Genomic DNA, 24953 nt, shown 5'->3' with positions numbered 1-24953 from the left:
CGCGTTCCTGTTGCCAGATGCGCCGCTGCATTGCAGTCTGAGCGCAACAAGGCCGCAGGATAGGGAACGCGCCATGACCATTTTCTGGTCCGAAGAACAGCTGCGCCACCGCAATACACATTTCGTTCAGCTGGGCGCAATCCGCGCCAGCCGCGAAAGCGCGGAGCGTGCCGCATCCATCGCAGCCACCTTGCGCACACGCGGCAAAGTTTTGTGCGCGCCCCCCGATGCGGGCATGGACCCGATCCTTGCGGTACATGACGCGGATTATGTCGAATTCCTTGCTGGTGCGTGGGATCGCTGGAGCGCCGAATATGGCGACACGCCTTTTGGCGCGGGCGGCCACGCGATGCCAAACGTCTTTCCACAGGTTCCCTACGCGCAAAAGCCTGACCTGATCGTTGGCCAGATCGGCTGGTACACTGGCGACATGGCCGCCGAGATCGTTGAGGGCACTTGGACCTCCGCGTATTGGGCCGCGCAAGGCGCTATCGCTGCCGCGCGCGGCGTGCTGGAAACCGGACGCGCGCATTATGCGCTATGCCGTCCGCCCGGCCATCACGCGCTTGCGGGTAAGGCGATGGGATTTTGCTACCTAAACAATGCCGCCATCGCGGCGCAGGAACTGCGCAAGGCCGCGCCCCGCGTCGCGATACTGGATGTCGACGTGCATCACGGCAACGGCACGCAGGCGATATTTTATGACCGGGCCGACGTGCTGACGGTCTCGATGCACTCGCACCCGCGCAGCTATTATCCGTTCTTCACCGGCTACGCTGAGGAGCGCGGCGAGGGGGCCGGCGCGGGCTATAATCTGAACCTCACCTATGATTTCGGCGCGGGTGATACGCCATTCCTGTCGGCGCTGGACAGCAGCATTGCGGCTATCACAGATTTCGCGCCCGATGCGCTGGTCCTCGCGCTGGGCGTAGACGCGTCCGAGCATGACAGCCATGGCAGGCACGCCGTGACGCGGGCAGCCTTCACGGCCATGGCCGAGGGCGTCCGTGCCTTGGCTCTGCCGACCGTGATTGTGCAGGAGGGTGGCTACGAGTCGCCAGTGCTGGGCCATCTGATCGCAGATGTGCTGGACGTTCTCAAGATTTAGGACGCGGCGCAACCCAGCGCGTTAGCCCTTAGTCATCCGCTTCAGAACCGCGTCCAGCCCAGCATCCCATGCGGTCAGTCCGCCGGACTGTCCTAGCGCGCCCACCAGTTGCTCGGTCACGCCGCCGGGGGTGGCGACGCTGGCGATGATCGCATCCCAATCATGCGGCGCGTCCCGCAACACCGCCGCGTTTCCGGCAAGTGTCGCGGCCACCAGCGGGCGCGCCAGTTCAGGCGCGATGCCGCGCCGCTCAAACCACGTAGCCAGCGCCTGCATCAGGACAAAGCTGGCCCCCGACAGCGCGCCGAATACTGCGGCGATGTCATATTCGGCTTGGCTGCTAGGCACCAGGACTGGGCCCAGATACGCGAGCAGCGCCTGCCATTCCTGCCCTGCCGGGAACAGCAGGCACGGCCCAGCACCGATTGCGTTCGAGGCGCCAGGCATCATCACTTGGCTCACGCTCGCTGGGGCAGCCAGCGGCGACAGCACATCCGGCCCCAACCCGGCCATGGCCGAACAAATGCTATGCTCCGCGTTGAACACCAGATCGCGCAAGATATTTGCGCCGTGCGCGGCTGGAAGACAGACCAGCACCATGCGCGCCCTGTCGATCACCTCCTGATTGCTGGCGGCGACTTGGACGCTATGCTCGGCAGCCAGCGTTGCTGCCACATTTGCCCCGCGCGGCGACACGATGATCTCAGCGTTAAAGCCGCCAGCGCGCAAGCCCGTCACCAGATGCGCGGCCAGCGCGCCTGTCCCAAGGATGCCAAGAGCTTGTGTCATATCAGTCCCACGCCTCCAGCACCTCGGCGATTGTCTGGGCCGTGTAGGCGACATCGGCCTCGTCATGTAGGATCGAAGGCAGCGAATGTAGCGTCGATCCCGGCGTCATGTATATGCCCCGGTCCATCAGCCGCAGGGCAAAATCGCGGTACTTCGTACGATCCACCTTGGCACAGAAATCACGGTAATCGGTGATCTCCTCGGCATCGGTGAAAAAGATCTGGAACATCGACGTGACGCCTTGGCAGATCGCGCGGTGCTTGTTCTGACCGCGCAGCACGTCCGAAATGGCGCTCTGCATCTTCGCGCCAATCTCCATGTTATGCTTGAAGCCTGCATTGTTATTCGCTGTCATCACCTCCAGCATCGCCTTGGACACGGTCAGCGACAGCCGCCCCGCATTATGCGTGCCGAAATGCAGCACTTTGCCCCATTCGAGGCCGGCCATTACATCCTCGCGCCCGCCGATCACGGCAACGGGCATCCCTCCGCCAATCGCCTTGCCGTAGGTCACAAGGTCTGGCGTCAGGCCATAAAGCTCGCAGCAGCCGCCGGGCGACAGGCGAAATCCGGTCACGGTCTCGTCGACATAAAACAGCGCGCCATGTTCGCGGCACAGCTCTTGCATGCGCTGCAGATAGCCGTCTTTGGGCGCGATAACGCCGAAATTGGCCATCACAGGCTCGGTCACTACGCAGGCCGCATCGCGTCCATGCAGCGCCATCGCTTGCTCCAGCGCGTCAAAGTCGTTCCATGGCACGACCACTGTGTCCTCCAGCGCGCCGGGCGTCAGGCCCGAGCTGTCGGGGATGTGTACCGGATTAGAGGGGTGCCCCAGCGACAGGGGATTGTGCGGGTTCGAGTTTAGCAGAACGCCGTCCCACCAGCCGTGATAATGGCCCTCGAATTTGATGATCTTGCGCCGTCCGGTGTGCCCGCGTGCCAGCCGAAACGCGGCCATGCCCGCCTCTGTCCCGGTATTGGCAAAGCGGATTTTGTCGACATGGGGCAGCATGGCGACGATCATCTCGGCCAACTCGACCTCGATCGCCACCGCTGTTGCCGTATGCGTTCCGCCCGACACGGCCTTGGTGACGGCCTCGACTATCGCCGGGTGACCGTGGCCTAGCGGCAGCGCGCCATAGGCCATCATCCAGTCCAGATACTTGTTGCCGTCCACATCATAGAGATGCTTGCCCATCCCGCGATCCATGTACTGGGGCGCCCGGCCAAAGGCGGCAGGGCCGCGCGACGCTGACGACACTCCCTCGACCATCACCTTTAGTCCGCGCGCGTGCAGCGCCTCTGATTTTGTCATATCCATGGATCGTCTCCCCGTTCTGGCTTTGGACAAATTGTTACTATAGGAACAATTTGCGGTCAATTGAGGTCAGCCTCGTTATGCCATATCATCTGCCCCAATCACCGACGGAGCCTGCAATGCAGACTGAACAGCCAGACCGACATTTCCTTGCCAGCCGGGTAAAATCGCGGCGGATCGCCCTTTCCCTCAGCCAAGAGGCGCTGGCAGCGCGGGCTGGCTTTGCGCGCTCAACGCTCAGCAAGATCGAGAACGGCAACTTGTCTCCGACCTTCGAGCTATTGCTGAAACTTGCACGCGGCCTTGGCACCGATCTGGCCGAGCTGTTGCACACCGGCGGTCCCTCTGCTCTGACGGGGCGCATGATCGTGACGCGCGGTGCGCCTGCCCCTGCCGTCACCGATGATAATAGCGCGCTGACCCCGCTGGCGGCGGAGTTGCGCGGGCGCAAGTTTCAGTCCTACGTCGCTGAATTCACCTGCACCGACATCGCGGATTTTGGCCCGTGGAACAGCCACGCGACCGAAGATTTCCTGTATGTCCTGTCAGGCGATCTGGTGTTTGTTTCCGAAGGGTACGAACCGGCGGTCTTGTCCCCCGGCGACAGCGTGCATTTCGACGGCGCGATGCCGCACGCCTGCCTTGCGCAGCCGGGCCAGACATGCCGCTGCCTGTATGTATTTTCAGACAAGGCTGGGTAGACGGGATGGAACATTGCGCGCAGGCCAGCCGTTGCCCCAAAGTGCGCGCGCGGCCGCGGAGCTAAATGGTAAGGCATTATGTTCGAGTGGATCACCCAAGCGATTGAGCAGACCGGCGCGGCGGCAGTCGCCCTTTTGATGCTGGCCGAGAATATCTTTCCCCCCATCCCGTCCGAAGTCATCATGCCGATGGCTGGTTTTCTAATCTATCAAGGCAAGCTGAACATGATCGCCGTGATCCTTGCTGGTAGCGCCGGATCGCTGATGGGAACGTACCTGTGGTACCTGGTCGCGCGCCGTATCGGTCGCGATCGCGTGCGCCGCTTGATCGCCAGACATGGACGGTGGCTAACCATCTCGCTGGATGATCTGGACCGCGCCACTGACTGGTTTCAGCGTCACGGCCGCATGGCGGTTCTGCTGGGCCGGTTGGTGCCGGGCATCCGAACTGTCATCTCCGTCCCCGCAGGTCTGACGGGAATGGGGCATGTGCCGTTCCTGATATACTCGCTTATTGGCACCGCATTTTGGACAACGCTTCTAGCCTGCCTCGGATATGCGCTGGGCAGTCAATACGCCCTCGTCGCTGATTGGCTTAACCCGGTCACGACAGCGCTGCTGATTGGCATCGCAGGTCTGTATATTTATCGGCTGATTACGCATCAGGGCGGTGAGGACGAGGGCACTTAGGCTCTTGATCTCAGCGGGGCGGATATGGACGAGACACCTCTGGTGCCTCATCCGCTCGTTTTACCAGTGGCGGCAGGTTCCGGGATTGCATCGCCGCTACAAGGCGCGATGATCAGTGGCGCACCGGATGCGGTACCGATTTGCGAACAGGTGCCGTCCGTGCATATTGTCCAGCCGCCCCCTGTCGCACCGGAAGCGGCCAGCACCAATGACGGCACGCTCAGCGCGCCGGGCCATTCCCACCAGCCGTCCTTTAGCACAGCCTTGTCACCCGGCTCCATCCCTGCGCCAGAGCCGCGGATGCGTGCGGTGTCCAGCGTCAGGGTACTGCCGGACACGCGCCACTCCTCCTGCCACTCCACATGCTCGACCGAGTGTGTCCAGCTGAGCTGAAAGGTGGGCGATGCCAAGGCCAGCACCATAGCGCCCACGGCAAGGCAGGTCATACCTCAGCCGAGCGCCGCCGCGTCATCCAGACACTCCCCGCAAAGAGAAGGGCAAGGGCAAAGCCGATCTCGTCCGTGAGGGGTAACGCCGCGACCAAGGTAAAGGCCGCCACGATCGCAAGGATGCGCAGTGGCCAGCCTAGCGGGCGCCCGACCCAGCCGATGACAGCAGCGCCCCAGAGGCCAATCGAAATGGCAGTCTTGGCCACAACATAGGCCACGGCGGGCCAGTATCCGATCGCCTCGGCCAGCGGCCCGCCATCCTGCAGCATCAGCGCAGGCGTATAGACCGCCATAAACGGAATGACGAAGCCGGCCGCCGCCACCTTGATCGCCTCAAACGAGATTTTAAGCCCGCTTTCCTTAGCAATCGGCGCTGCGGCAAAACATGCAAGCGCGACGGGCGGCGTCAGATCCGCCAAGATACCGAAGTAAAAGACAAACATGTGTGACACGATCAACGGCACGCCAAGGGCCAGCAGGGCAGGCCCGGCGATGGAGGACGTAATGATGTAATTCGGGATCGTTGGGATACCCATGCCCAAGAGAATGCATGTCAGCATCGTCAGGATCAGCGACAGAAACAGGCTGGATTGGCCCACCGACACGATAAACTGGCCGAACGTGTTGGCCGCGCCCGTCAGGGTCATGGTGCCGATGATGATACCCACCAGCGCGCATGCCACACCTACGGGCAGCGCCGTCTTGGCCCCGTCCGCAAGGCTGTCACGGCAAAGCGCCAGCGTTTCGCGTCCGCCCTTTGTGACGGCGCACCACGCGATCAGCGCGGCAATAGCGGCAAACAGAACCTCCGTCCCCCATTGCAGAAATCCCGCAGCGACAAGGCCCAGTGTGACCCAGAATATGATGCGGAAAATGCCTGCAGGCAGGTTCAGCGCCGCTGAGCCGCCCAGGATCAGAAGGACCGTCAGTCCCAGCCCGATAGTGCCGGCGAAAAGCGGCGTATAGCCACCAAAGAGAAGGTAGATAAGCACGCCCAACGGGACTAGCAGCATCCAGTTACGCTTGAGCGCCTCCAGCGGTGAGGGCAGATCGGCCAGCGCAAGGCCCTTAAGGCCGTAGCGGCCAGCCTCCAGATGGACCATCCAAAAGGCAGACAGGAAATAAAGGATCGCAGGGATCAGCGCGGCGCGCACCACTTCGATATATTGCACGTCCAGCGTTTCGGCCATGATGAAGGCGACAGCGCCCATCACCGGCGGCATGATCTGCCCCCCCATCGAGGCCGTCGCCTCTACCCCGCCAGCAAAGGCCGGGCGATAACCAAACCGCTTCATCAGGGGGATGGTGAATTGACCGGTCGTGACGACATTCGCCACACCCGAGCCGGAAATGGTGCCCATCAGGCCCGAGGACACGACGGCGACCTTGGCTGCGCCGCCTTGTTTGTGGCCGAACATGCCCATGGCGACGTCGGTGAACAGCCGGATCATACCAGCCTTTTCCAGAAACGCACCAAAGAGGATAAAGAGGAAGATGTAGGTCGACGACACGAATGTCGGGATGCCGTAGATCCCCTCGGTCCCGTAGGCCATGTGATCGACGACCTGGCCAAAGCCATAGCCGCGATGATTAAACGGGGACGGCAGGTATTCACCAAAAAAACAGTAGGCCAGAAAGCCGCCTGCGATGATTGGCAGCGCCGGACCCATCATGGCCCAAGCAGCGGCGAACACGACAGCTAATGCGACAACGCCCATCACAATATCTTGGTCCAGAGGACGCCCAGCGCGCAGGATCAGCGGCTGATATTCCCACCATTGATAGAGTGCGACAGCAACGCCAGCCGCAGCAAAGGCCCAAGCGAGCGTGCGGATATTAGTCGATGCACTGCGCGCATATGCGACCAGCGGAAACGCCAGCAGCGTGAGAAAGCCGACGTGAAATGCACGCGTGATCTGGCTGGATAGGTCGACGACATGCGCTGCCGTGATGATCTGAAATATCGAAAAGACGATCGCGATCCAGAACAGCAGGCGCCCCACCGTGCCGGGTGGAAAATCGACGCCATGCACCTCGGAAGGAATGGGCGGAACGGTTGGATTTGTCATGAGTGGCTCCGGACTGGCGGATGCGATTGGGCCGCGCATTATGAGGTGCGCGGCCCGGAGATGGCCTTACTGGATGAGGCCTTGCTCGCGGTAGTAGCGCTCGGCGCCCGGGTGCAGCGGAATGGGCATACCGTCCAGCGCATGCTCCACCGTGATCTGCGATGCGGCCTGATGCGCTGCAACCAGTGTATCGAGGTTTTCGAACAGCTGCTTGGTCATCTGATATGCCGTTTCGTCACTGACGCCTGCATGGCTGACCAGGTAATTCGACACTGCCACTGTCGGCACGTCTGCGTCTTGCCCATCATAGGTACCGGCCGGGATGGTGGCCGCGATATAGGGCGCGCCCAGCGTTTCCGCGACCGAGGCGGGGATCGCCACAACTGTGATCGGCAACGAAGATGACAGATCGCGGATCGACGCAACGCCCAAGCCCGCCGATTGCAGAGTGCCGTCTAACTGGCGGTTCTTGATCAGCTCGACCGATTCGGCGAAGGGCAGATACTCGACCTTGCCCAGATCGTCGTAGGACATGTCCATCGCGCCAAAGATGGCGCGCGCGTTCAACTCAGTCCCCGACGCAGGTGCGCCAACTGAGAGGCTCCGGCCTTTGAGGCCTTCAAAGTCGGTGATGCCCGACTCCTTTGATGCCACGACTTGGATAAAGTTCGGATAGATCGCTGCAATACCGCGAAGTTGGTCCAGCTTGGCCGGAAATCCGGCCTCCTCGTCGCCAGCCCATGCAGCGGCAACCGAATCGCCCAGTGCAAAGGCGATTTCGCCGCCGCCACTTTGCAGCAGGTTCAGGTTCTCGACGCTGGCCTTGGTCGATTGGACCTGCGTGCGCGCCCCTTCGATTTTCTCGCCATAAATATTGGCGAGGCCGGCGCCCAGCGGGTAATAAACGCCCGAAGTGCCCCCGGTCAGCACGTTGATGAATTCGTCGGCCTTGGCCGGTGCGCCCAATGCGACTGCGGCCAGAATGGCGCCGCCTACGGCGGATGTGATCTTGTTCATTGTAAACCTCCCTTGGTGCCCGCATCCCTTCCGGAGGCGGGGCTGCCACAGTATGACGCAGGCGCAGCGCGGCGCAAGTTTCCTCTGCGCAGCGGCGCAGATGAACGGCAGGACATGGCCCGCAATCTGTGCCGCTGCACCGGATACGAGCGGATCATCGACGCGGTGATGTCTTTGCAAGATGTGGAGACCGCACCATGACGGGTCAGAGCCACAAGGCGGTGATGAACGACCCCCGCCGCGACGCTGCGGACAAGCTGCGCGGGCGCACGAAGTACACCGCTGGATCTGGACGCCGCGCGTGCGATGCCTGGCGTGCGGGCCATCGCGACTGCGGCGGATGCGCCGGGTCTGCACGGCCTGGGTATCGCGGATCATCCGATCCTTGCGCGCGATAATGTGCGCTATCATGGCGAACCGCTTGCCGCGATTGCAGCCGACACACTGGCGCCACCACATCATCACCTCGACACACACGCCTTGGACGGTGCGCGTCGTCCCTGCAACCGCGCTCGGAATTTCGCCCTCGAAGGTGCGCGTCACTGTGCCGCCCGTAGGTGGCGGTTTTGGCCTGAAGTTCGACTGCTCGGTCGAGCCTTATGCAGCGATTCTCGCGCAGAAATTGGGGCAGGCTGTCAGCCTCGCCCTCGGCCGCGAAGAGGAAATGCTGACCTGCCTTTGCCGTGAAAATGCAGAGATCAGGCTGCGCTCTGCCGTCACCGCAAATGGCGAGATCGTCGCACGCGATGGCAGAGTCCTGATGGATTGCGGCGCATATGGCGGCGAGCAGGTGTTCCTTACCACCATGACGGCGCACACTCTGGGCGGTAATTACCGGCTGGGCGCGGCGCGCCTGACCACGCAGGCCGTCTGCACCAACACGCCGCCGAACGGTGCGTTTCGTGCCTGCAAGGGCGTCTATAATACCTTCGCGCTAGAACGGCATACCGACGAGATTTGCCGCGCTATCAGCATGGACCCGGTGGAATTCCGTAAGCGCCACGTCGTCGGCGACGGTGCGCTGAGCGCGACCGGGCAGGTGTTTGAAGGTGACGTTCTGCGCCCAATGCTAATGCGGATGGCGGCTAAGAATGCCGCCCTACCGCTTAACGCCGCGAAGCTGGTGCTGATAAATGGGCGGGTCGAGATTGAGGACCGCCCCGGCACAGGCGCCGCGATCCAGATCGTCATCGCCGAACATGAGGCGCGCTACGGCCCGGTGTCGGGCACGGGCGCGTTCACCGCACCCGGCACGCCTGCGATGCCTTGCTGTGCCGCCGGGCATTTCATCGACGCGATAGATATCCCCGTCTTTGCCGTTCACAGCTGCGATGTCGCGGTCGATCGGGCAGCAGGGCATGTCCATGTGCTGGATTACCGCGTCGTGCAGGATGTGGGCCGTGCGATCAATCCGCGCGCTATTGCGAGCCAAGTGCAGGGCGGAGTGGTGCAGGGCCTTGGCTATGCGCTCCATGAGGAGGTTACGATCGGCCCGGATGGCCGTATCGAGCAGGACGGGTTCGAGACTTACAAGATACCGCTGGCGGGCGACACACTGCCCATTACGCTTGAGATGTATGAGGGCGCGCCGTCCATCGGCCCACTGGGTACCAAGGGCGCGGGCGAGGTTCCGATTCTGAATGTGGGCGCAACCATCGCCTGCGCGGTCGCCAACGCTACGGGCAAGCAGGTCAATGAGCTGCCCCTGACGCCGCCCCGCGTGCTGGACCTGATGGATGCAGCTAGCGCGCCCCTAAGGCTGGCGCATCTGGAGGGATAGCAACTACCCGTCGTCCGGTGCGAACTGAACCGCACCAGTCCCCGCGGCGCCCATCTGGCGCGCGATCTGCTGCGCCAGAATCTGCTTGGTCGCCTTGGCAAAGGCGGCGGGCAGACCGCCCAAATCCCTGTCGCGCGCCAGCAACGTTATGCTACGCGAAAAGCCAGTGATCGGCAGGGGCCTGATGTTCAGCGGCATCTGCTCCACAAAGCCGTCGATCAGCAGGCTGGGCGTGAGAAAGGTAAACCCCATGCCGCGTGCAACGCAGGCGGTCACCATGCTGGAGCGATCCGCCTGAATCACGCGCGGCGTGCGCACTTTTAGCCTGCGCAGATGCTGCTCGGTCAGGCGTCCGACATTGGTGGTGGCGGCAAACCGGATCAGCGGCAGATTTTGCAGCAACTCGCCGATGCTGGTGGTAGGGCCGCGATAACCCTGGGGCAGGACCAAGAGGAACGATTCGGTCATAATCGGGTGCCGCTCCAGCCCGTCCAGATCATATAGCGGGTCCGACGTGATCACCAGATCGGCCTTGCGCGTGCGCAATCGCCCCTCGTGATCCTTGCTCTGGCCTGCGTGGATCGTCATGTCCTCGACGCCGAAATCGGCCTGCGCCAGCGTTATCAGATCGGGGGTCAGCGTGGTTGCAATAGACGCCTGAATACCGACGCGCAGATTGCTGATCGGGCGCGCGCCCTGATGGCGCATGTCGGCCACCAGATCCTCGACCCCGCCAAGGATGCGCAGCGCGTGCCGGTGAAAGAGCGTGCCGGCCTGCGTCAGTTGCAGCGGCCTGACCGAGCGGTCAAAGATGGTCACGTCAAACGTCCGCTCCAGCAGCGCCAGATGTTGGGACACCGCCGATTGGCTGAGGCCCATCACCTCGGCGGCCACGGTCATTTTGCCCGTCTCAACGAGCGCGACAAAGACCTCGATCGACCGAATAATGTTACTGTCAAAGGACATGATCGGACCTCGCTGAAATGCACGCTACTATTAGTTATACTGATACTGCATGAAATGATTTGCAATGTGGCCCCGCAAGATGGCCCATATAACGGCCAAGGAGGGGCCGCCCGTGACCGTTGCAGAACCCAAAGAGCGCCGCCGACGCAGCGGTGGCCGCGAAGGCCGCGGTGCCCGCCGCGCACAGGAAACCGCGCCTCGCATTCCCTATATCACTCGAAAGGTCGGCTGTATGGAGATCCTCTCGCAAGAGGGTCTGGAGCTGATAGAGCATAACGCTGACGCGATCCTGCGCGACACTGGCATGGAATTCCACGACGATCCCGAGATCCTTGAAATCTTTCGCGATGCGGGCTGTGACGTGCAAGGCACGCGCGTTCGGTTCGACCCCGGCTTCTGCCGCCAGACCATTCAGGCGACTGCCCCCGCAGAGTTTACCCAAGCCGCGCGAAACCCGGAAAATTCGGTTCGTATCGGCGGCGCTAATACTGTGCTCTGCCCCTCATGGGGCCCGCCTTTCGTTCATGATCTGGACAAGGGACGCCGCTATGCCACTCACGATGATTTCACCCGGCTCATAAAACTGCACCAGACGATCCCGCATCTGCACCATTCCGGCGGCGTGGTGTGCGAGCCTGTCGATCTACCTGCGAACAAGCGTCATCTGGATATGCTATACGGTCACATTCGCTGGTCCGATCGCCCGTTCATGGGTGCGTTCATCGGGGCCGAGCGGGCAGGCCACTCTATCGACATCGCGCGCATTCTGTTTGGCGAGGATTTTGTCGCGAACAACGCCGTGCTTTATTGTGTGTCGAATACCAACGCGCCCTTGGTGATGGACAGCCACATGTCCGGCGCGCTCAAGACATATGCCCGCGCGGGCCAGCCGGTCGCCTGCACGCCTTGGGTGCTGTCGGGCGCGATGAGCCCTTGCACCGTTGCCGGAACGATGACGCAGGTATTGGCCGAGGCGCTGGCGACACTGTCGCTGGTGCAGCTGATCGCCCCCGGCGCGCCCTGCCTGATGGGCAGCTTCGCCTCGACCCTCTCGATGCAGAACGGCGCGCCTACCTTCGGCACACCCGAAGCTGGACAGATGGTGCTGGCGGCGGGGCAACTGGCGCGCCGCCTTGGCGTGCCTCTGCACACTGTCGGGACGCTGTCGGCCTCCAAGCTGCCGGACGGTCAGAGCCAGCAAGAGGCAACTTGGGGCCTGATGATGTCGATGTTCGCGGGCGCCAACGTGATAAATCACGCCACCGGATGGCTGGAGGGCGGGCTGGTCACCGGGTTTGAGAAAACCATGCTGGACGCCGATATATGCGGCAAGGTCGCACGCTTCTTTGACGGTATCGACCTAAGCGAGAACGCGCAAGCCATGGACGCCATTGCGCAGACTGGCCCGGGCAAGCATTTTCTTGGCGCCGATCACACCCAAGCCAATTTCCTGACCGCATTCTTCCGCCCCGATACGCCCGATAACAACTCGTTCGAACAGTGGAGCGCCGATGGCGGCCTTGATGCCGCGCAGCGCGCCAACCTGCTGTGGAAGGACACGCTGGACCGCTACGTCGATCCGGGCCTCGACCCCGCGATAGATGAGGAGATTTGCGCCTACATCGCCCGCCGCAAGGCCGAGAAGCCTGATGCGAACTACTACTGATATGCGCCGAACCATCATTATCGGCGGGGGCGCTATCGGCCTCAGCCTTGCCTACCACCTTGGCCAGCGGGGCGCGCAGGACGTGCTGCTGCTAGAGCGCAATCAGCTGACCTCTGGCACCTCATGGCATGCGGCGGGCATCGTCGGGCCGCTGCGCGCGACGCCTAACATGACGCGTCTGGCGATGTATGCGGGCGAGTTGTTTCCGCAGCTGGCCGCGCAGACGGGTCAGGACACCGGATACCGCCGCACAGGCGGCTACTGGCTGGCGCGCGATCCGGCGCGAATGGACGAGTTGCACCGCATCGCGTCGCTAGGCCGCCATTTCGGCCTTACGCCTCAGATGATCGATATCGGTAAGCTGGCGTGCCAAATGCCGGATTTGGCCACAGAGGGCCTGAGCGGGGCGATGTCTGTGGCCGAGGATGCCAGCGTCAATCCCGTCGATCTGTGCATGGCCTACGCGCGCAGTGCCAAGGCCGCGGGTGTTGAAATCCGCGAGAATGTGGACGTGGCAGCATTGCAGACGGCAGGCACGCAGATCACAGGCGTGCGTCTGGCGGATGGGACAGTGATTGAGGCAGATCGCGTCGCAATTTGCGCCGGGGTATGGTCAAAACGGCTGGCCCAGACGGCAGGTGTGCCGCTGCCCTTGCAAGCGGTCGAGCATATGTATGTTGTGACCGAAGCCATGCCCGGCCTCGCGCAGCCCTTTCCCGTCGTGCGCGATCTGGACCGCGGCATCTATATCAAGGGCGACGCGGGCAAGCTGGTAATCGGCGGGTTTGAGCCGGATGCAAAATGTTGGGACGCCTTCGGCCCTGAGGGCGACCGCCCCTTTTTGGAACTGGCCGAGGATTGGGATCAGTTCACCCCATTTATGGAGGCGGCTCTGGCGCTGATCCCTGCGCTCGAGACGGCCGGGATCGCCCATTTCATGAACGGACCAGAAAGTTTCACTGCCGACACTCGCCCGCTGATCGGGCAGACGCCGCAGGTTGATGGGCTCTACGTTGCGGCGGGCATGAACTCGGTAGGTATTATGTCGTCGGCCGGGGTTGGCCGCGCATTGGCCGATTGGATGATCGACGGCGAGGCACCCATGGACTTGTGGGAGGTCGATGTCGCCCGCGTCGATCCCGCTACTGCCGATGACGCCCATATGAACAACCGCATGGCCGAGGCTGTGGCCGATCAGTTCACCCTCCATTGGCCCTACAAGCAACCCAAGGCCGGGCGCGGTTTGCGCAAATCCGCCTTGCACGCACAATGGGCGGACGCGGGCGCCGTATGCGGCCTGACAGCCGGGTGGGAGCGCGGGCTGTGGTACGCGCGGGACAAGGCTGAGCGCGATTTGCCTTACTCAATTGGCGCGCAACATTGGCAGCCAATTGCCGAGCGCGAGGCGGCGATCATGCAACATGGCACCGCCCTGCTGGACTTGTCACCATTCGGCAAGTTCGACATCACCGGCCCGGATGCAGCGACCTTGCTGAACCATATCGCAGCTGCGCAGATGGATGTTGCTGTCGGCCGCGCCGTCTATACCCCGCTGATGAATGCAAAGGGCGGGATCGAAGGCGACGTGACCGTGACCCGGACGGGCGCGCAGGCGTTTCGGCTGACCTCGGGCGCGGCGACGCGCACGCGTGATGCGGCATATCTGCGCCGTCATGCTGCGGGCTTGGATGTGCAAATCACTGACCGGACAGAGGACGAGGTCGTCATCGGAGTCATGGGCGCGGGCAGCCGAGATATGTTGGCGGCGCTGTCGCCAGATGACTTTGCCGAGTTCCCATTCTCCACCTCGCGCGAGGTTACCGTCGCCGGCCGCCACTGCCGCGCCACGCGGGTCAGCTTTGTCGGTGAACTGGGTTGGGAGCTTAGCATCCCCGCGGCGAAGGGCCCACCGATATGGGACGCGCTGCACGGCGCAGGCGGGCAGCCGATGGGGCACTACGCGCTGGACGCATGCCGTATCGAAAAGGGGTTCAAGCATTGGGGCCATGATCTCGGGCCAGAGGTGACGCCGCTAGAGGCGGGCCTTGGCTTTGCCATTGACTGGACCAAGGATTTTCTAGGCAAACCGCCGCTGGAGGCGCAGCGCAAGGCAGGCCCCTCGCGCCGCATGGCCCTGGTGCAGGTCGAGGGCGGGCCGCTGATCCTGCATGATGAGCCTGTGTGGGAGGCGGGCCGTGTGATCGGCCTGACAACCTCTGGTGCCAAGGGCGCGCGCACCGGGCTGACGCTCGCCTTCGCCATGATCGACATAGCGCCGGGCGAGAAGCAGGCAGCCACAGCAGACAGACAATTCCAGATCGAGGTGGCGGGGAAAATGTACCCCGCAGTCGCGCTCACAGCGCCGCCCTTCGATCCCAAGGGCAAAAGGATGCGGGGATGACGGATGCAGAAGTTCTGATAATCGGCGGCGGCGTGATGGGCGTGTCGCTGGCCTACCATCTGGTCAAGGCGGGTTGGGAGGGCGTCGTGCTGGTTGAGAAAAATGACCTCACCCACGGATCTACCTGGCACGCGGCGGGGCTGTGCACGCATTTCGCACATAACGCCACGGTGCAGGAATTGCGCGCGACATCCGTGCGTCTCTACCGTGACATCTTGCCCCGCGAGACGGGCCAAAACGTCGGCTTCCATCCGTCGGGCGCTATGCGGATCACGCGTAATCCCGACCGGATGGACGAATTTGCCCATGTTGCGGGTCTGTCAAAATTCACCGGTTATCCACTGGAAATCCTGACGCCGAAGCGGATCGCGGAGCTGCATCCACTGGCCACTCTAGACGGACTTATAGGCGGTATCTATGAGCCGGATGATGGCCACGTTGATCCGACGCTTGCGACCAATGCGATGGCGCAGGTTGCGTCGCTGAACGGTGCGACCTTCCGCCGGTATGAGCCGGTTCTAGGGGTCCAGCGCGACGGCGCGCATTGGATCGTCCAGACGTCCAAGGATACCATCCGCGCGCGCCACATTGTCAATGCCGCCGGCACATGGGGCTGGGAAATCGGGCACATGATGGGTCTGAACATCCCGTCGGTCCCGATGCTGCACCAGTATCTAGTGACCGACACGATCCCCGAGGTCGCCGCCCGCAAGGAGGCGGGTGCGCCCGAATTGCCCATCATCCGCGACCCGGAAGAGAGCTGGTATGTGAGGCAAGAGCGCGACGGCCTGATACTTGGCCCCTATGAGGCGGCGGCGCAGACATGGTCCATCGACGGGGTGCCGCCAGAGTTTGGCGCTGACCTGATGCCGCCCGATCTGGACCGGGTAGAGCATATCATTGAGGCCGCGATGGCCCGCATTCCCGCGCTAGGCCATGGCGGGATCAAGTCGGTCGTGAATGGACCGATTACCTTTACCCCCGATGCCAATCCGCTGATCGGCCCGGCGCATGGCCTGCCGGGTGCGTGGCTCCTGACCGGGTCGTCCATGGGCGTGATGGAGGGCGGCGGCGCGGGCTGGTTTCTGGCGCACTGGATGACGCATGGCGCGCCGCCCATGGATGCGCTCGCGATTGACAGTCGACGCTTTGGCAGCTGGGCCGACCGCGATTACCGCGTGGAGAAAGCTATCGAATGCTTCGGCCTTCAATTCGGTGTCCACTACCCGTTTGAAGAGCGTCCCGCCGCACGTGGCAAGCGCCTGTCGCCTCTGCATGACCTGATGTTGGAGCGCGGCGCAGTGATGGGTGCGGCCTATGGATGGGAGCGGCCAAATTGGTATTCAACCGTCCCCGGTGATGTGGCCACACACAGCTTTCGCCGCCCGAATTGGTTTGCTGCGGTCGCGTCAGAGGTTGAGGCTGCGACGACGCGCGCGGCGTTGGCCGATCTGTCGGTCTTCTCAAAATTTGACGTTATCGGCCCGGATGCGCGCGTGTTTGTTGACACGCTCGGCGCTAACCGTGCGCCGCGCACTGGCCGCATCGGCCTGACGCACGCGCTGACAGCCGCAGGCGGGACGCAGGCAGAATTTAGCGTCACGATGCTGGCCGATGATCACGCGTATCTGACGTCCGCCGCCGCAGCGGAAGAGATGGATCTGGACCTGCTACGCGCCCATGCCGAGGCGCTTGATGTGACGCTAACGAACGTGACCGGGGCATTCGGCGTCATTGGTCTGATGGGGCCGAAATCACGCGATGTGCTGGCAGAGGTTACGGGCACGGACCTAGCCGCTTTCCCTTGGCTGACCGCGCAGACCATTCAGGTCGCAGGCAAACCCGCCCGCGCCCTCCGCGTGTCCTATATCGGCGAGCTGGGCTGGGAACTGCATGTCGCTGCTGAGGATATGAGGCACGTTTTCCTTACGCTAGAGGCGGCGGGGCAGGTGCACGGCATAGGATTTTACGGTGCCTTCGCCGCCAACTCCATGCGGCTGGAGAAGGGCTATCGCGGCTGGGGCAGCGACCTGACGACCGAGCGGACCCCGCATGAGAGCGGCATGGGCGCGATGATAAAAATGGACGCGCGCGTATTTGCCGGGCAGGATGCACTTGCACGGCGGATGGACGATCCTGCCCGTTGGGACATGGTGCTGCTTGAGGTGGATACCCAAGGCTTCGACCCGTTCTATGCCCATTCGGTCCACCAGAATGGCCGGGTCGTCGGCATCGTGACCTCGGGCGCGCATGGCCACCGTACCGGCAAAACGCTGGCGCTGGCGTATCTGCGCGACCGCGATGCGCGCGAGGGCCTTAGTGTTGAAATACTGGGTCGCGCCTGCGCCGCACAAGTGCTGGACCGGCCTCCGTTCGATCCGGAAAACATAAGACTGAAAGGCTGACAGATGCTGCACACCGACTGGACGACCGATGATACTGCCGCCCGCCGCGATGCCTATTACGCGGCGTCGCTGACGAAATTCGTGCCATTCCGCGAGCCGCTTGTCTTTAAAAAGGGCCAGATGCAGTACCTGTGGGACGTTGAGGGGCGCAAATACACTGATCTTTTGGGCATGAACCTGTGCATTTCAGTGGGCCATTCCCATCCAAGCGTCGTCGAAGCGGCGATGAGCCAGGCGCAAGAACTGACGCATTGCACTACCATGTTCTACCACCCCGTTCCTGCGCATTTCGCCGAAGAACTGGCAGCCACCATGCCCAAGGGGCCGAACGGTGATCTCAAATGGGTCGTCCATTTTACGAACTCTGGCTCTGAGGCCATTGATCTGGCGATGACCATGGCGCGCACCTATACTGGCAACCTCGATCTGCTGGCGCTGCGCACTGCCTATCACGGGCCGACGGCCGCCGCGCAATCCATTACCGGCATCGCGGGCTGGCGCCATCCGGGCATGCCCGGCAACGTCGCCTTCGTGGCCGAGCCGAACCAGTATCGCGGCATCTTTGGCGCCACGACGCAGCCCTATCTGGACGAGATTGAGCGCACAATTCAGAGCGCCACCACCGGCCGCATTGCTGGCATGTTTATCGAGCCTGTGCAGGGCTACGGCGGCATCATCCCGATGCCTCCCGGCTATCTAACCGGCGCGGCCGAAAGGGTGCGCGCGGCGGGCGGGTTATATGTCGCGGACGAGGTACAGTCCGGCTTTGGCCGCACCGGCGATCATATGTGGGGCTTTGAGGCAGATGAGGCCATCCCCGACATAGTGGTCATGGCCAAGGGCATCGGCAACGGCTTCCCCCTTGGTGCGGTCGTCGCGCGCAAGCATATCGCCGCGCCGATGGCCGAGAAATTCATGTTCCACACCTATGGTGCGAACCCGACCTGCTGCGCAGCCGGACGTGCAGTCCTGCAAGTGATCGCCGAGGACAAGGTGCAGCAAAACGCAAAGGACGTCGGCGGGGCGCTGCTGGAACGCTTGAGCGATTTGCAACAACGTCACCCCTCCATCGGCGACGTGCGCGGGCGCGGCCTGATGTTGGCGGTCGAGATCGTCAAGGATCGAAAGACCAAGGAGCCGGACAAGGCCGCAACTGCCACCGTGTTCGAGGCGTGCCGCGATGCGGGGCTGATCCTGTCCAAATCGGGACCGCATCAATCGGTGCTGCGCATCGTGCCGCCCATGTGCCTGTCGATGGACGATGTGGAGGGCGTGGCGGACGGGCTGGACGCAGCGTTTTCCTCACTGAACGCCTGATACCGAAAAGGGCGGCAAAGAGTGGCGGCGCGGTCTATGATGCCCCCGCGCCGTCCTGCACGAAAGAGCACCGCCATGCCTCCATCCGGTTTTCTGGCCGCCTTGCCCTCCGCGATGGATGCGGTCGGCACCGAGCGGTTTGAGAAGCATCTGGCCGATGCGATCGGCGGCGCGCTGGAGTATGACTTTATCACGATGGCGCGCTATTCAGTGAGCGGTAAGCCACGTTTTCTGATCCATTCGCACACCTTTCCGTCACATATGGCCGAGCTGTATCTGTCGCAATTCGTCGATGCCGACCCCTATATCGAGCATTGGCGCAGCGCCGAGGAGCCGGGGGTCGTCTGGCTTCAGGATATTGCATTCTCGCGCAATCGGTATCGGACCTACACCGATGAGTTTCTGCCCCAGATCGGCGTGCGAGACGAGATCGGGGTGTTTATGCCCGCCGTGGGCCGCGATTCTGTCGCGTTTTTCTATAACAACCGCCAGCGGCTGTTCACGCCCGGCGAGGTGCGGGATGTGCGGCAAGTGTTTGATGCGGGCGCCGCGCTATACCGGGTCCATATCCGCGCGCTTCTGGGACAGGAGGGCGGCGCAGTGAGGGGCGGCTCGCCCTCGCTGGGCAGTCCGCCGCGCCTGACCAGCGACACAGGCGCGACAATCTGGTTCACCAATGAATGGAGCGCGCAAGAGCGGCCCGACCTTGCGCCGGAGCGCAATGTCGATGCGGAGGCCAGCCCCGACGACTATCGCTCAACCTTGGCGCGGCAGGGTGCAGGCGCCGCGCCGCGGCGGCACAGCGCCCGCAGTTGGATTGCCGGGCTTGGCCTGACCCCGCGCGAGCGAGATATCGTCGAGGCCACCATAAAGGGCATGGGCAACGCCGAAATCGCCGCTACGCTGGCCCTGTCGGTGGGCAACGTCAAAAATCACAAGCGCCGGATCTATGCCAAGCTGGACGTGCGCGGCGAGCGGGATCTGCTGGGGATGTATATCGACACAGTTGCCGCCCGCGGCTAAAGCTGCCGCCGCATCACTGCCTGCAAGATCCGGTCCACGATCATCGCAAGCAGCGCCATGCCAAGGCCCGCGACTAACCCGGCACCCGCATCCGCGCGCCCCAGTGCGAGAAAGATCAGCTGCCCCAGCCCGGTCGTACCGACCAGCGCCGCGATGACCAGCATCCCCAGCGCATAGAGAACCGTCTGGTTCAGACCAACCAATATCTGCGGCATCGCCTGCGGCAGGCGCACCTGCCAAAACAGCTGCCAAGGGGAGCAGCCGCTGGAAATACCGGCGTCTATCAATGTGGGCGAGACAGAGCGCAAACCGAACTCGGTATAGCGGATCATCGGCACGATCGCGTAGGCGACAATGGCCAAGAGGGCGGTGAAATCACCCACCTGAAATAGCATCAGCGCAGGGATCAGCAGCACAAACTGCGGCAAGGTCTGCAACATATCGTTCACCGGCCTAATCGCGCCCGACACCCATTTCGACGATGCGCCCCAGATGCCCAAAAGGCCGCCAAGCAGGATACAGGTGAACACGGCGACCGAGCATAGGTAGACCGACAGCATAGCCTGCGACCAGATACCGTTAACCAAAAGGAACGCCGTACTGCCCCCGACGAATGCAGCTAATTTCCAGCCGCCCAGCTGCCATGCCAGCAACGTTGCAAAGCCGAGCACCGACAGCCATGGCAGGCCGGTAGCCCCGAAATAGACAAAGGCCGCGCCGATCACGACGGCGATGCCCGCCCGCCATTTGCCAGTGGCAAATCCCGCAAGGCAGGCAAGTGCCGCAACGGCCCAGTAGGCCACCTTGGCGGCTGGCACGAATGTCACGCCCCATGTGAACGGGACGATTGCCCGCTCCAGCCCGATCTTGACCGGCAGTAGAACATAATAGAGCGCGCCATTCTTTAGCGAGTCCATCGCGCCGCCATAGCGGATCAGGAAATCGTCCACCGCGCCGTTAATCCTCTGCGCGGGTGACCAGACGGCCCATTCCGGCCAAATCCAGAGACCGGATACAAGGTAGCCAGCGCCAATGGCCACTGCCGCCACAATCGCCAGCAGGCCAAAGAATCGCAGCACAGGCAGCCCCGCAAAACTGGCAGTCGGCAATTGCCGCGCGGCAAAGGCGGCGGTGATCCGGTCCAGCAGGATCGCCATAACGACGATGACGAAGCCCGACATCAGGCTTTGGCCGAATTGTGCCTTACGCATGGACGACAGCACCTCCCACCCGATATCCTCAAAGCCACCGATAATGGCGGCGATGATGACCATCGACAACGTCGCCATTGTGGTCTGGTTGATGCCGATCAGCATCTGGCGCATCGCGGTCGGCAGCTCGGCCCAGCGGAAGCGCTGCCAGCCGGTCAGGCCGGACATGCGCGCACTCTCTAGTATTGCGGGCGGGATGGACTGAAATCCCAGCACTGTGTTGCGCACCATGGGGGGGGCGGCAAATATCACGCTGGCAACCAGGCCAACGACCGGCCCAAAGCCAAAGAGAAGCAGGATCGGGATGAGGTATGCGAACGCCGGGACCGTCTGCATCAGGTCCAGCGCTGGCATGATAATCACGCGCGCCTTAGCAGAGCGATAGCCCAGATAGCCGAAGCCAAAGCCCAGACCCACCGCAAGCGGCAGCGCGACAAAGACCAGCGACAGCGTGTTCATCGCCTGTATCCAGTAGCCCGAAATCAGGATGTAGGTCAGCCCGGTGACCGCGATAATCGCCAGCCTGCGGCCCCCGCCCTGCCATGCAACCAGCGCGATGACAGCGCAGACCGCCAGCCACGGCAGCTCAGTCAGCATAGTCTGCATCAGTGAAAACGCAGCATCTAGGCCGTGCGCGATGGCGCGGAAAAACGGCTGCGCGCGTTCGATAAACCAGTCAGCGGCAACGTTGGTCCATCCGGCCAGCGGTATGGTCCAGCCATCCGGGTATCCGACAATCGCCGGAGTGCTGGTTCGCATCAGTACCAGAATTGCGGTCGCGGCGATCAGGGCCAGCCATGGCCATGCCATCTGGGCCGAGCGTAGAGTGCGTTTGGCGGCGCGGCTCATATGTCGGCGACAACGTCGTCGTGATAAAGCGAGCGTATCACTGTCAGCGGGTCCAACGCTCCGATAACGCGGCCCGCGTCGTCAATCACATCGACCGTCACGGTATGGTCGTCAAATAGCTTGATTGCCTCGTCCAAAATGGTGCGGCGCGGAACCTGCGGGTGATCTTTGCCGTCGTCATGTGCAGGGCCCATCACATCCTCGGCGGCTAGCACATTGGCCAGCGGCACGTCGCCGATGAACTCGCGCACATAGGCGTCAGCGGGATGCAGGACAATCTCGGCGGGGGTGCCGATCTGCACGATCTGGCCGTCCTTCATGATGCAGATCTTGTCGGCCAGTTTCAGCGCCTCCAAAAAGTCATGCGTGACGAAAACGATGGTCTTGGATAGCTGTTTTTGCAGGCGCAAGAATTCGTCCTGCATCTGGCTGCGGATTAGCGGGTCCAGCGCCGAAAACGGCTCGTCCAGAAACCATAGCTCGGGATTGGCGGCGAGGCTGCGCGCGATGCCGACGCGCTGCTGCTGGCCGCCAGACAACTCGTGCGGATAGGCGCTTTCCTTGCCTTTGAGGCCCACCAACTCGATCATCTCGCGGGCATGGGCGCGCCGCTCCTCTCGCGGGCGGCGCTGCGCTTTTAGCGGAAAGGCGACGTTCTGCACGACGTCCAGATGCGGCAACAGGCCGAAATCCTGAAACACCATGCCCATCTTGCGGCGGCGCAACTCAATCAGCGCGCGGGCGTTTGCCTTTAGCAGGTCGTCCCCGTCCAAGAACACTTCGCCCAGCGTCGGATCGACCAGCCGCGAAATGCAGCGCAGTACGGTGGACTTGCCGGACCCCGACAGGCCCATAATGACGAATATCTCTCCCTCCGGTACGTCAAAGCAGACATTGGCGGCAGCGACGAAATGATTGGCACCGCGCACGTGCGCCAGTTGCTCATCTAGCGTCATACCCGTGAAATCACCCGAGGTGACGCCGCCGGGATCATCGCCGTACACCTTCCACAGGTTTCGTACCGATAGCTTGGCCTTCTTCGGCGCAGCGCCTGCTGCTGCGGCGTCAGAGGATTTGGGCATCGCGCGCTCCAGAAATATCGGAGGAAGTTGGCAAATAGGCGCGCGGCCCGCGCATCAACGCGGGCCGCGCGCCATTCAGCTTATTGCGTGGCCGCTTCGACCCAAGGCGTCCATGTGTCCTTGGTCTCCTCCACATAGGCGCTGACGATATCATCGATCTTTGCGCCGTCCTGGTCGATGGCCTTCATCATCTGTTCCTGATCGGGCGTGTTCATCTGGAACGCCTCAAGGAAGGCATAAGCTGCCGGCCATTTTTCCTCAAAGCCGGACCATGCAACCTTCATCGTTACGGGCTGCTCAACGCCGCAATCGCCGGTGGCATTCGGGTTCGGGCCCCATGCCGGATCAGTGTCGCAGGCAGGCTCGTACGCAGGCAGATCGACCCAGCCGGCCTCGACATCGGCAAACACCCAATGCGGTGACCAGAACATCATGACCAGCGGTGTCTTGCGGGTTGCCGCCGATTTCAGCTCGGCTACCAGCGCACCTTCGGACCCGGCTGGGACGGCTTTGTAATCAATGTCCAGCGCGGCGATGATATCGGCCGAACGTGTGCCCCAATCGGCGGGGTAGGACAGGATGCGGCCATCAGGGAACGTCTCGGCTGTAACCAGTGCCTCCTTGCACTCGAGCAGCGCCTTCCAATCGGGCAAACCGGGGCAGGTCTCTTCCATGTGGATGGGGTACATCCACCCCTCGCGCGTCTCTAAACCCAGCGTGCCGATGTCGACAGTCTTGCCGGCTTCCTTCATCTTGGGATAAATCTCGCCCGCGTTGTTCAGCCAAACCTCAAGCGAGGCAGACAGATCGCCTTCGCCCAGCGCGGTGTGCTGCGGAAAATTGCCGGCGGTGACATATTCCACCGTGTAACCCATGCTCTCCAGAATATCGCCCGCGATATGGGTCGAGATATGCTGGCCGGTCCATTCGTTGATTGCCAGTTTGATCGGCTCGTCCGTGGCGCCCATTTCGGCGGCGCTTGCCATGCCGATGGTTGACGTACCTGCCAGAAGCAGGGCGGTCAGGGTGCGTATCGATTTCATCTTATTCTCCTTGTTGGGTCGTCTTTGTATGTTGGGGCCTGTTTGCGGTCCCTTGGTGTTTGCAGTGCGGCGGTCCCGGTATGCTTCCCGGAGCGCGCCCTAAATCAGTTTCTATCGCGCCGGTGCATTGTTTGCCACCGTTGCTGTCGCCGGGCATCTTAGCGGTGCATGTCATAGCGATGAAGTCTAACGCGCTCGCGTCATGGCTGAATAGTGCCTAAAGGCACCGTTACGCCCGTAGCATTCCTGAAATATCCTAAGGCCGCGGCACGCTGTGCCCCCACCGCCTGACCAAGGATCGCCAAATGCACCCCATCTATGCCCTCTGGTCGCACCCGCGCTCAATGTCGACCGCGATGGAACGCGTCATGCGCGAACGCGGCGATCTGGACTGCCATCACGAGCCATTCATGTATGACTATTACCTGCACCGGCAGGTCCGCCAGATGCCCCATTTTGAGGCTGAGGCAGACCGCCCGATTTCCTACGAGGACGTGCGCGCAATGCTGCTGGAGCGCAGCGCACACGGCCCGGTTTTTATCAAGGACATGAGCTACTATGTGATGCCGCGCATTATGGATGATGCCGCGCTGTCGGATGCTCTGGTTAATTGCTTCCTCATCCGCGATCCCGTCGCGTCGATCACCTCTTATTTCAAGCTGGACCCGGACGCGACGCTGGAGGAGATCGGCCTGGAGGCGCAGGCGAGCCATTTTAACGCTCTGGCCGAGCGGGGCATTAACGCACCGGTCATTTGCGCCGAGGATGCGCGCGGCGATACGCCCGGCACGATTGGCGCGCTGTGGCGGGCGATCGGCCTGCCGCCCGCCGATCACGCGTTTTCCTGGCAGGATGAGCAGCCAGGCGATTGGAAACAGGTCGGTGAATGGCACGGAACAGCTTCCACCTCGACCGGGATCGCGCCTATAACTGACAAAGAGATCGCCGAGAAAAAGCGCAAATTCGCCGCACTGGTGCAAGAGCATCCGCGCGCGCAGGATTATCTGGATCACCACCTGCCGTATTATGAAATGCTCAAGTCCCACGCTCTGAAAGCGTGATTTAG

General features: G+C 62.4%; 20 protein-coding genes and 1 pseudogene. 12 read left to right on the top strand and 9 right to left on the bottom strand.

Annotated elements, in window-relative coordinates; translation table 11 throughout:
- Positions 1–73 precede the first annotated feature (73 nt).
- A complete protein-coding gene (locus MK6180000_RS16470; protein WP_138935718.1) occupies positions 74–1108 on the top strand; it encodes a histone deacetylase family protein in 1035 nt (344 codons plus the stop codon).
- 21 nt (positions 1109–1129) lie between these two features.
- On the opposite strand, the gene MK6180000_RS16465 is transcribed toward MK6180000_RS16470, so the two are convergent.
- Positions 1130–1897 (bottom strand): NAD(P)-binding domain-containing protein, encoded by a 768-nt coding sequence (locus tag MK6180000_RS16465; RefSeq protein WP_171054671.1) that lies wholly within the window; start codon positions 1895–1897, stop codon positions 1130–1132.
- 1 nt (position 1898) lies between these two features.
- Positions 1899–3221, bottom strand: coding sequence for an aspartate aminotransferase family protein (locus MK6180000_RS16460; protein WP_138935716.1), 1323 nt, complete (start codon positions 3219–3221; stop codon positions 1899–1901).
- Between the two features lie 116 nt (positions 3222–3337).
- Between MK6180000_RS16460 and MK6180000_RS16455 the strand changes: the two genes are divergently transcribed.
- Both MK6180000_RS16455 and MK6180000_RS16450 read left to right on the top strand, forming a co-directional pair.
- Positions 3338–3919 (top strand): helix-turn-helix domain-containing protein, encoded by a 582-nt coding sequence (locus MK6180000_RS16455; RefSeq protein WP_171054670.1) that lies wholly within the window; start codon positions 3338–3340, stop codon positions 3917–3919.
- A gap of 78 nt (positions 3920–3997) precedes the next feature.
- Positions 3998–4609 (top strand): DedA family protein, encoded by a 612-nt coding sequence (locus tag MK6180000_RS16450; protein ID WP_138935714.1) that lies wholly within the window; start codon positions 3998–4000, stop codon positions 4607–4609.
- A gap of 47 nt (positions 4610–4656) precedes the next feature.
- Here MK6180000_RS16450 and MK6180000_RS16445 read toward each other — a convergent pair whose 3' ends face one another.
- From MK6180000_RS16445 to MK6180000_RS16435, 3 genes are all read right to left on the bottom strand, one after another.
- Positions 4657–5028, bottom strand: coding sequence for a DUF1850 domain-containing protein (locus tag MK6180000_RS16445; protein WP_425466849.1), 372 nt, complete (start codon positions 5026–5028; stop codon positions 4657–4659).
- Between the two features lie 23 nt (positions 5029–5051).
- Positions 5052–7127, bottom strand: coding sequence for a TRAP transporter permease (locus MK6180000_RS16440; RefSeq protein WP_138935712.1), 2076 nt, complete (start codon positions 7125–7127; stop codon positions 5052–5054).
- A gap of 66 nt (positions 7128–7193) precedes the next feature.
- Positions 7194–8144 (bottom strand): TAXI family TRAP transporter solute-binding subunit, encoded by a 951-nt coding sequence (locus tag MK6180000_RS16435; protein WP_138935711.1) that lies wholly within the window; start codon positions 8142–8144, stop codon positions 7194–7196.
- Positions 8145–8159: 15 nt separating this feature from the next.
- Here MK6180000_RS16435 and MK6180000_RS20420 point away from each other — a divergent pair, with 15 nt between their 5' ends.
- The 3 genes and pseudogenes from MK6180000_RS20420 to MK6180000_RS16425 all read left to right on the top strand — a co-directional run bounded on the left by MK6180000_RS20420 (position 8160) and on the right by MK6180000_RS16425 (position 9924).
- Positions 8160–8345, top strand: coding sequence for a 2Fe-2S iron-sulfur cluster-binding protein (locus MK6180000_RS20420; RefSeq protein WP_171054669.1), 186 nt, complete (start codon positions 8160–8162; stop codon positions 8343–8345).
- A gap of 45 nt (positions 8346–8390) precedes the next feature.
- Positions 8391–8528 (top strand): annotated as a pseudogene (locus tag MK6180000_RS20755) (xanthine dehydrogenase family protein molybdopterin-binding subunit); the annotation flags it as partial.
- A 25-nt stretch (positions 8529–8553) separates the two neighbouring features.
- Positions 8554–9924 (top strand): xanthine dehydrogenase family protein molybdopterin-binding subunit, encoded by a 1371-nt coding sequence (locus tag MK6180000_RS16425; RefSeq protein ID WP_246040558.1) that lies wholly within the window; start codon positions 8554–8556, stop codon positions 9922–9924.
- 3 nt (positions 9925–9927) lie between these two features.
- Here the strand turns inward: MK6180000_RS16425 and MK6180000_RS16420 are convergent, their stop codons facing one another.
- Positions 9928–10890, bottom strand: a complete 963-nt coding sequence (locus tag MK6180000_RS16420) for a LysR family transcriptional regulator (RefSeq protein ID WP_138935710.1) — start codon at positions 10888–10890, stop codon at positions 9928–9930.
- A gap of 112 nt (positions 10891–11002) precedes the next feature.
- On the opposite strand from MK6180000_RS16420, the gene MK6180000_RS16415 reads away from it, so the two are divergent.
- The 5 genes from MK6180000_RS16415 (at position 11003) to MK6180000_RS16395 (ending at position 19702) form a co-directional block, all read left to right on the top strand.
- Positions 11003–12556, top strand: a complete 1554-nt coding sequence (locus MK6180000_RS16415; protein WP_246040557.1) for a trimethylamine methyltransferase family protein — start codon at positions 11003–11005, stop codon at positions 12554–12556.
- Positions 12540–14957 (top strand): GcvT family protein, encoded by a 2418-nt coding sequence (locus tag MK6180000_RS16410; protein ID WP_246040556.1) that lies wholly within the window; start codon positions 12540–12542, stop codon positions 14955–14957. The genes MK6180000_RS16415 and MK6180000_RS16410 overlap by 17 nt, the downstream gene beginning before the upstream one ends.
- Complete coding sequence (locus tag MK6180000_RS16405; protein ID WP_138935709.1) at positions 14954–17362, top strand: GcvT family protein; 2409 nt, start codon at positions 14954–14956, stop codon at positions 17360–17362. Before MK6180000_RS16410 ends, MK6180000_RS16405 begins: the two co-directional genes overlap by 4 nt.
- Positions 17363–17365: 3 nt before the next feature.
- Positions 17366–18679: an aspartate aminotransferase family protein gene (locus MK6180000_RS16400; RefSeq protein ID WP_138935708.1), complete on the top strand. Its 1314-nt coding sequence runs from the start codon at positions 17366–17368 to the stop codon at positions 18677–18679.
- Positions 18680–18754: 75 nt separating this feature from the next.
- Complete coding sequence (locus MK6180000_RS16395; protein ID WP_171054668.1) at positions 18755–19702, top strand: helix-turn-helix transcriptional regulator; 948 nt, start codon at positions 18755–18757, stop codon at positions 19700–19702.
- Here the strand turns inward: MK6180000_RS16395 and MK6180000_RS16390 are convergent.
- The 3 genes from MK6180000_RS16390 to MK6180000_RS16380 all read right to left on the bottom strand — a co-directional run bounded on the left by MK6180000_RS16390 (position 19699) and on the right by MK6180000_RS16380 (position 23887).
- Positions 19699–21762 (bottom strand): ABC transporter permease, encoded by a 2064-nt coding sequence (locus MK6180000_RS16390; protein WP_138935706.1) that lies wholly within the window; start codon positions 21760–21762, stop codon positions 19699–19701. The two genes, MK6180000_RS16395 and MK6180000_RS16390, sit on opposite strands and share 4 nt — an antisense overlap.
- Complete coding sequence (locus tag MK6180000_RS16385) at positions 21759–22844, bottom strand: quaternary amine ABC transporter ATP-binding protein (RefSeq protein ID WP_138935705.1); 1086 nt, start codon at positions 22842–22844, stop codon at positions 21759–21761. The genes MK6180000_RS16390 and MK6180000_RS16385 overlap by 4 nt, the downstream gene beginning before the upstream one ends.
- 80 nt (positions 22845–22924) lie before the next feature.
- Positions 22925–23887, bottom strand: coding sequence for an ABC transporter substrate-binding protein (locus tag MK6180000_RS16380; RefSeq protein WP_171054667.1), 963 nt, complete (start codon positions 23885–23887; stop codon positions 22925–22927).
- 305 nt (positions 23888–24192) lie between these two features.
- Here MK6180000_RS16380 and MK6180000_RS16375 point away from each other — a divergent pair, with 305 nt between their 5' ends.
- Positions 24193–24948, top strand: a complete 756-nt coding sequence (locus MK6180000_RS16375) for a sulfotransferase-like domain-containing protein (RefSeq protein ID WP_138935704.1) — start codon at positions 24193–24195, stop codon at positions 24946–24948.
- Positions 24949–24953: the final 5 nt, after the last annotated feature.

The sequence above is a fragment of the Roseovarius arcticus genome (assembly GCF_006125015.1).
GTDB classification, from domain to species: Bacteria; Pseudomonadota; Alphaproteobacteria; order Rhodobacterales; family Rhodobacteraceae; genus Roseovarius; species Roseovarius arcticus.
Note: the sequence above shows the minus strand (reverse complement) of the source record. Positions and strands in the feature narration are given on the sequence as shown.

Bases quoted from the DNA above. Each gene is read 5' to 3' on its own strand.
- MK6180000_RS16405 (WP_138935709.1), top strand. From the start codon at position 14,954: ATGACGGATGCAGAAGTTCTGATAATCGGCGGCGGCGTGATGGGCGTG.
- MK6180000_RS16410 (WP_246040556.1), top strand. From the start codon at position 12,540: ATGCGAACTACTACTGATATGCGCCGAACCATCATTATCGGCGGGGGC.
- MK6180000_RS16390 (WP_138935706.1), bottom strand. From the start codon at position 21,762: ATGAGCCGCGCCGCCAAACGCACTCTACGCTCGGCCCAGATGGCATGG.
- MK6180000_RS16440 (WP_138935712.1), bottom strand. From the start codon at position 7,127: ATGACAAATCCAACCGTTCCGCCCATTCCTTCCGAGGTGCATGGCGTC.
- MK6180000_RS16380 (WP_171054667.1), bottom strand. From the start codon at position 23,887: ATGAAATCGATACGCACCCTGACCGCCCTGCTTCTGGCAGGTACGTCA.
- MK6180000_RS16450 (WP_138935714.1), top strand. From the start codon at position 3,998: ATGTTCGAGTGGATCACCCAAGCGATTGAGCAGACCGGCGCGGCGGCA.
- MK6180000_RS16455 (WP_171054670.1), top strand. From the start codon at position 3,338: ATGCAGACTGAACAGCCAGACCGACATTTCCTTGCCAGCCGGGTAAAA.
- MK6180000_RS16385 (WP_138935705.1), bottom strand. From the start codon at position 22,844: ATGCCCAAATCCTCTGACGCCGCAGCAGCAGGCGCTGCGCCGAAGAAG.
- MK6180000_RS16465 (WP_171054671.1), bottom strand. From the start codon at position 1,897: ATGACACAAGCTCTTGGCATCCTTGGGACAGGCGCGCTGGCCGCGCAT.
- MK6180000_RS16425 (WP_246040558.1), top strand. From the start codon at position 8,554: ATGGCGAACCGCTTGCCGCGATTGCAGCCGACACACTGGCGCCACCAC.
- MK6180000_RS16375 (WP_138935704.1), top strand. From the start codon at position 24,193: ATGCACCCCATCTATGCCCTCTGGTCGCACCCGCGCTCAATGTCGACC.
- MK6180000_RS16395 (WP_171054668.1), top strand. From the start codon at position 18,755: ATGCCTCCATCCGGTTTTCTGGCCGCCTTGCCCTCCGCGATGGATGCG.
- MK6180000_RS16420 (WP_138935710.1), bottom strand. From the start codon at position 10,890: ATGTCCTTTGACAGTAACATTATTCGGTCGATCGAGGTCTTTGTCGCG.
- MK6180000_RS16400 (WP_138935708.1), top strand. From the start codon at position 17,366: ATGCTGCACACCGACTGGACGACCGATGATACTGCCGCCCGCCGCGAT.
- MK6180000_RS16435 (WP_138935711.1), bottom strand. From the start codon at position 8,144: ATGAACAAGATCACATCCGCCGTAGGCGGCGCCATTCTGGCCGCAGTC.
- MK6180000_RS16470 (WP_138935718.1), top strand. From the start codon at position 74: ATGACCATTTTCTGGTCCGAAGAACAGCTGCGCCACCGCAATACACAT.
- MK6180000_RS16460 (WP_138935716.1), bottom strand. From the start codon at position 3,221: ATGGATATGACAAAATCAGAGGCGCTGCACGCGCGCGGACTAAAGGTG.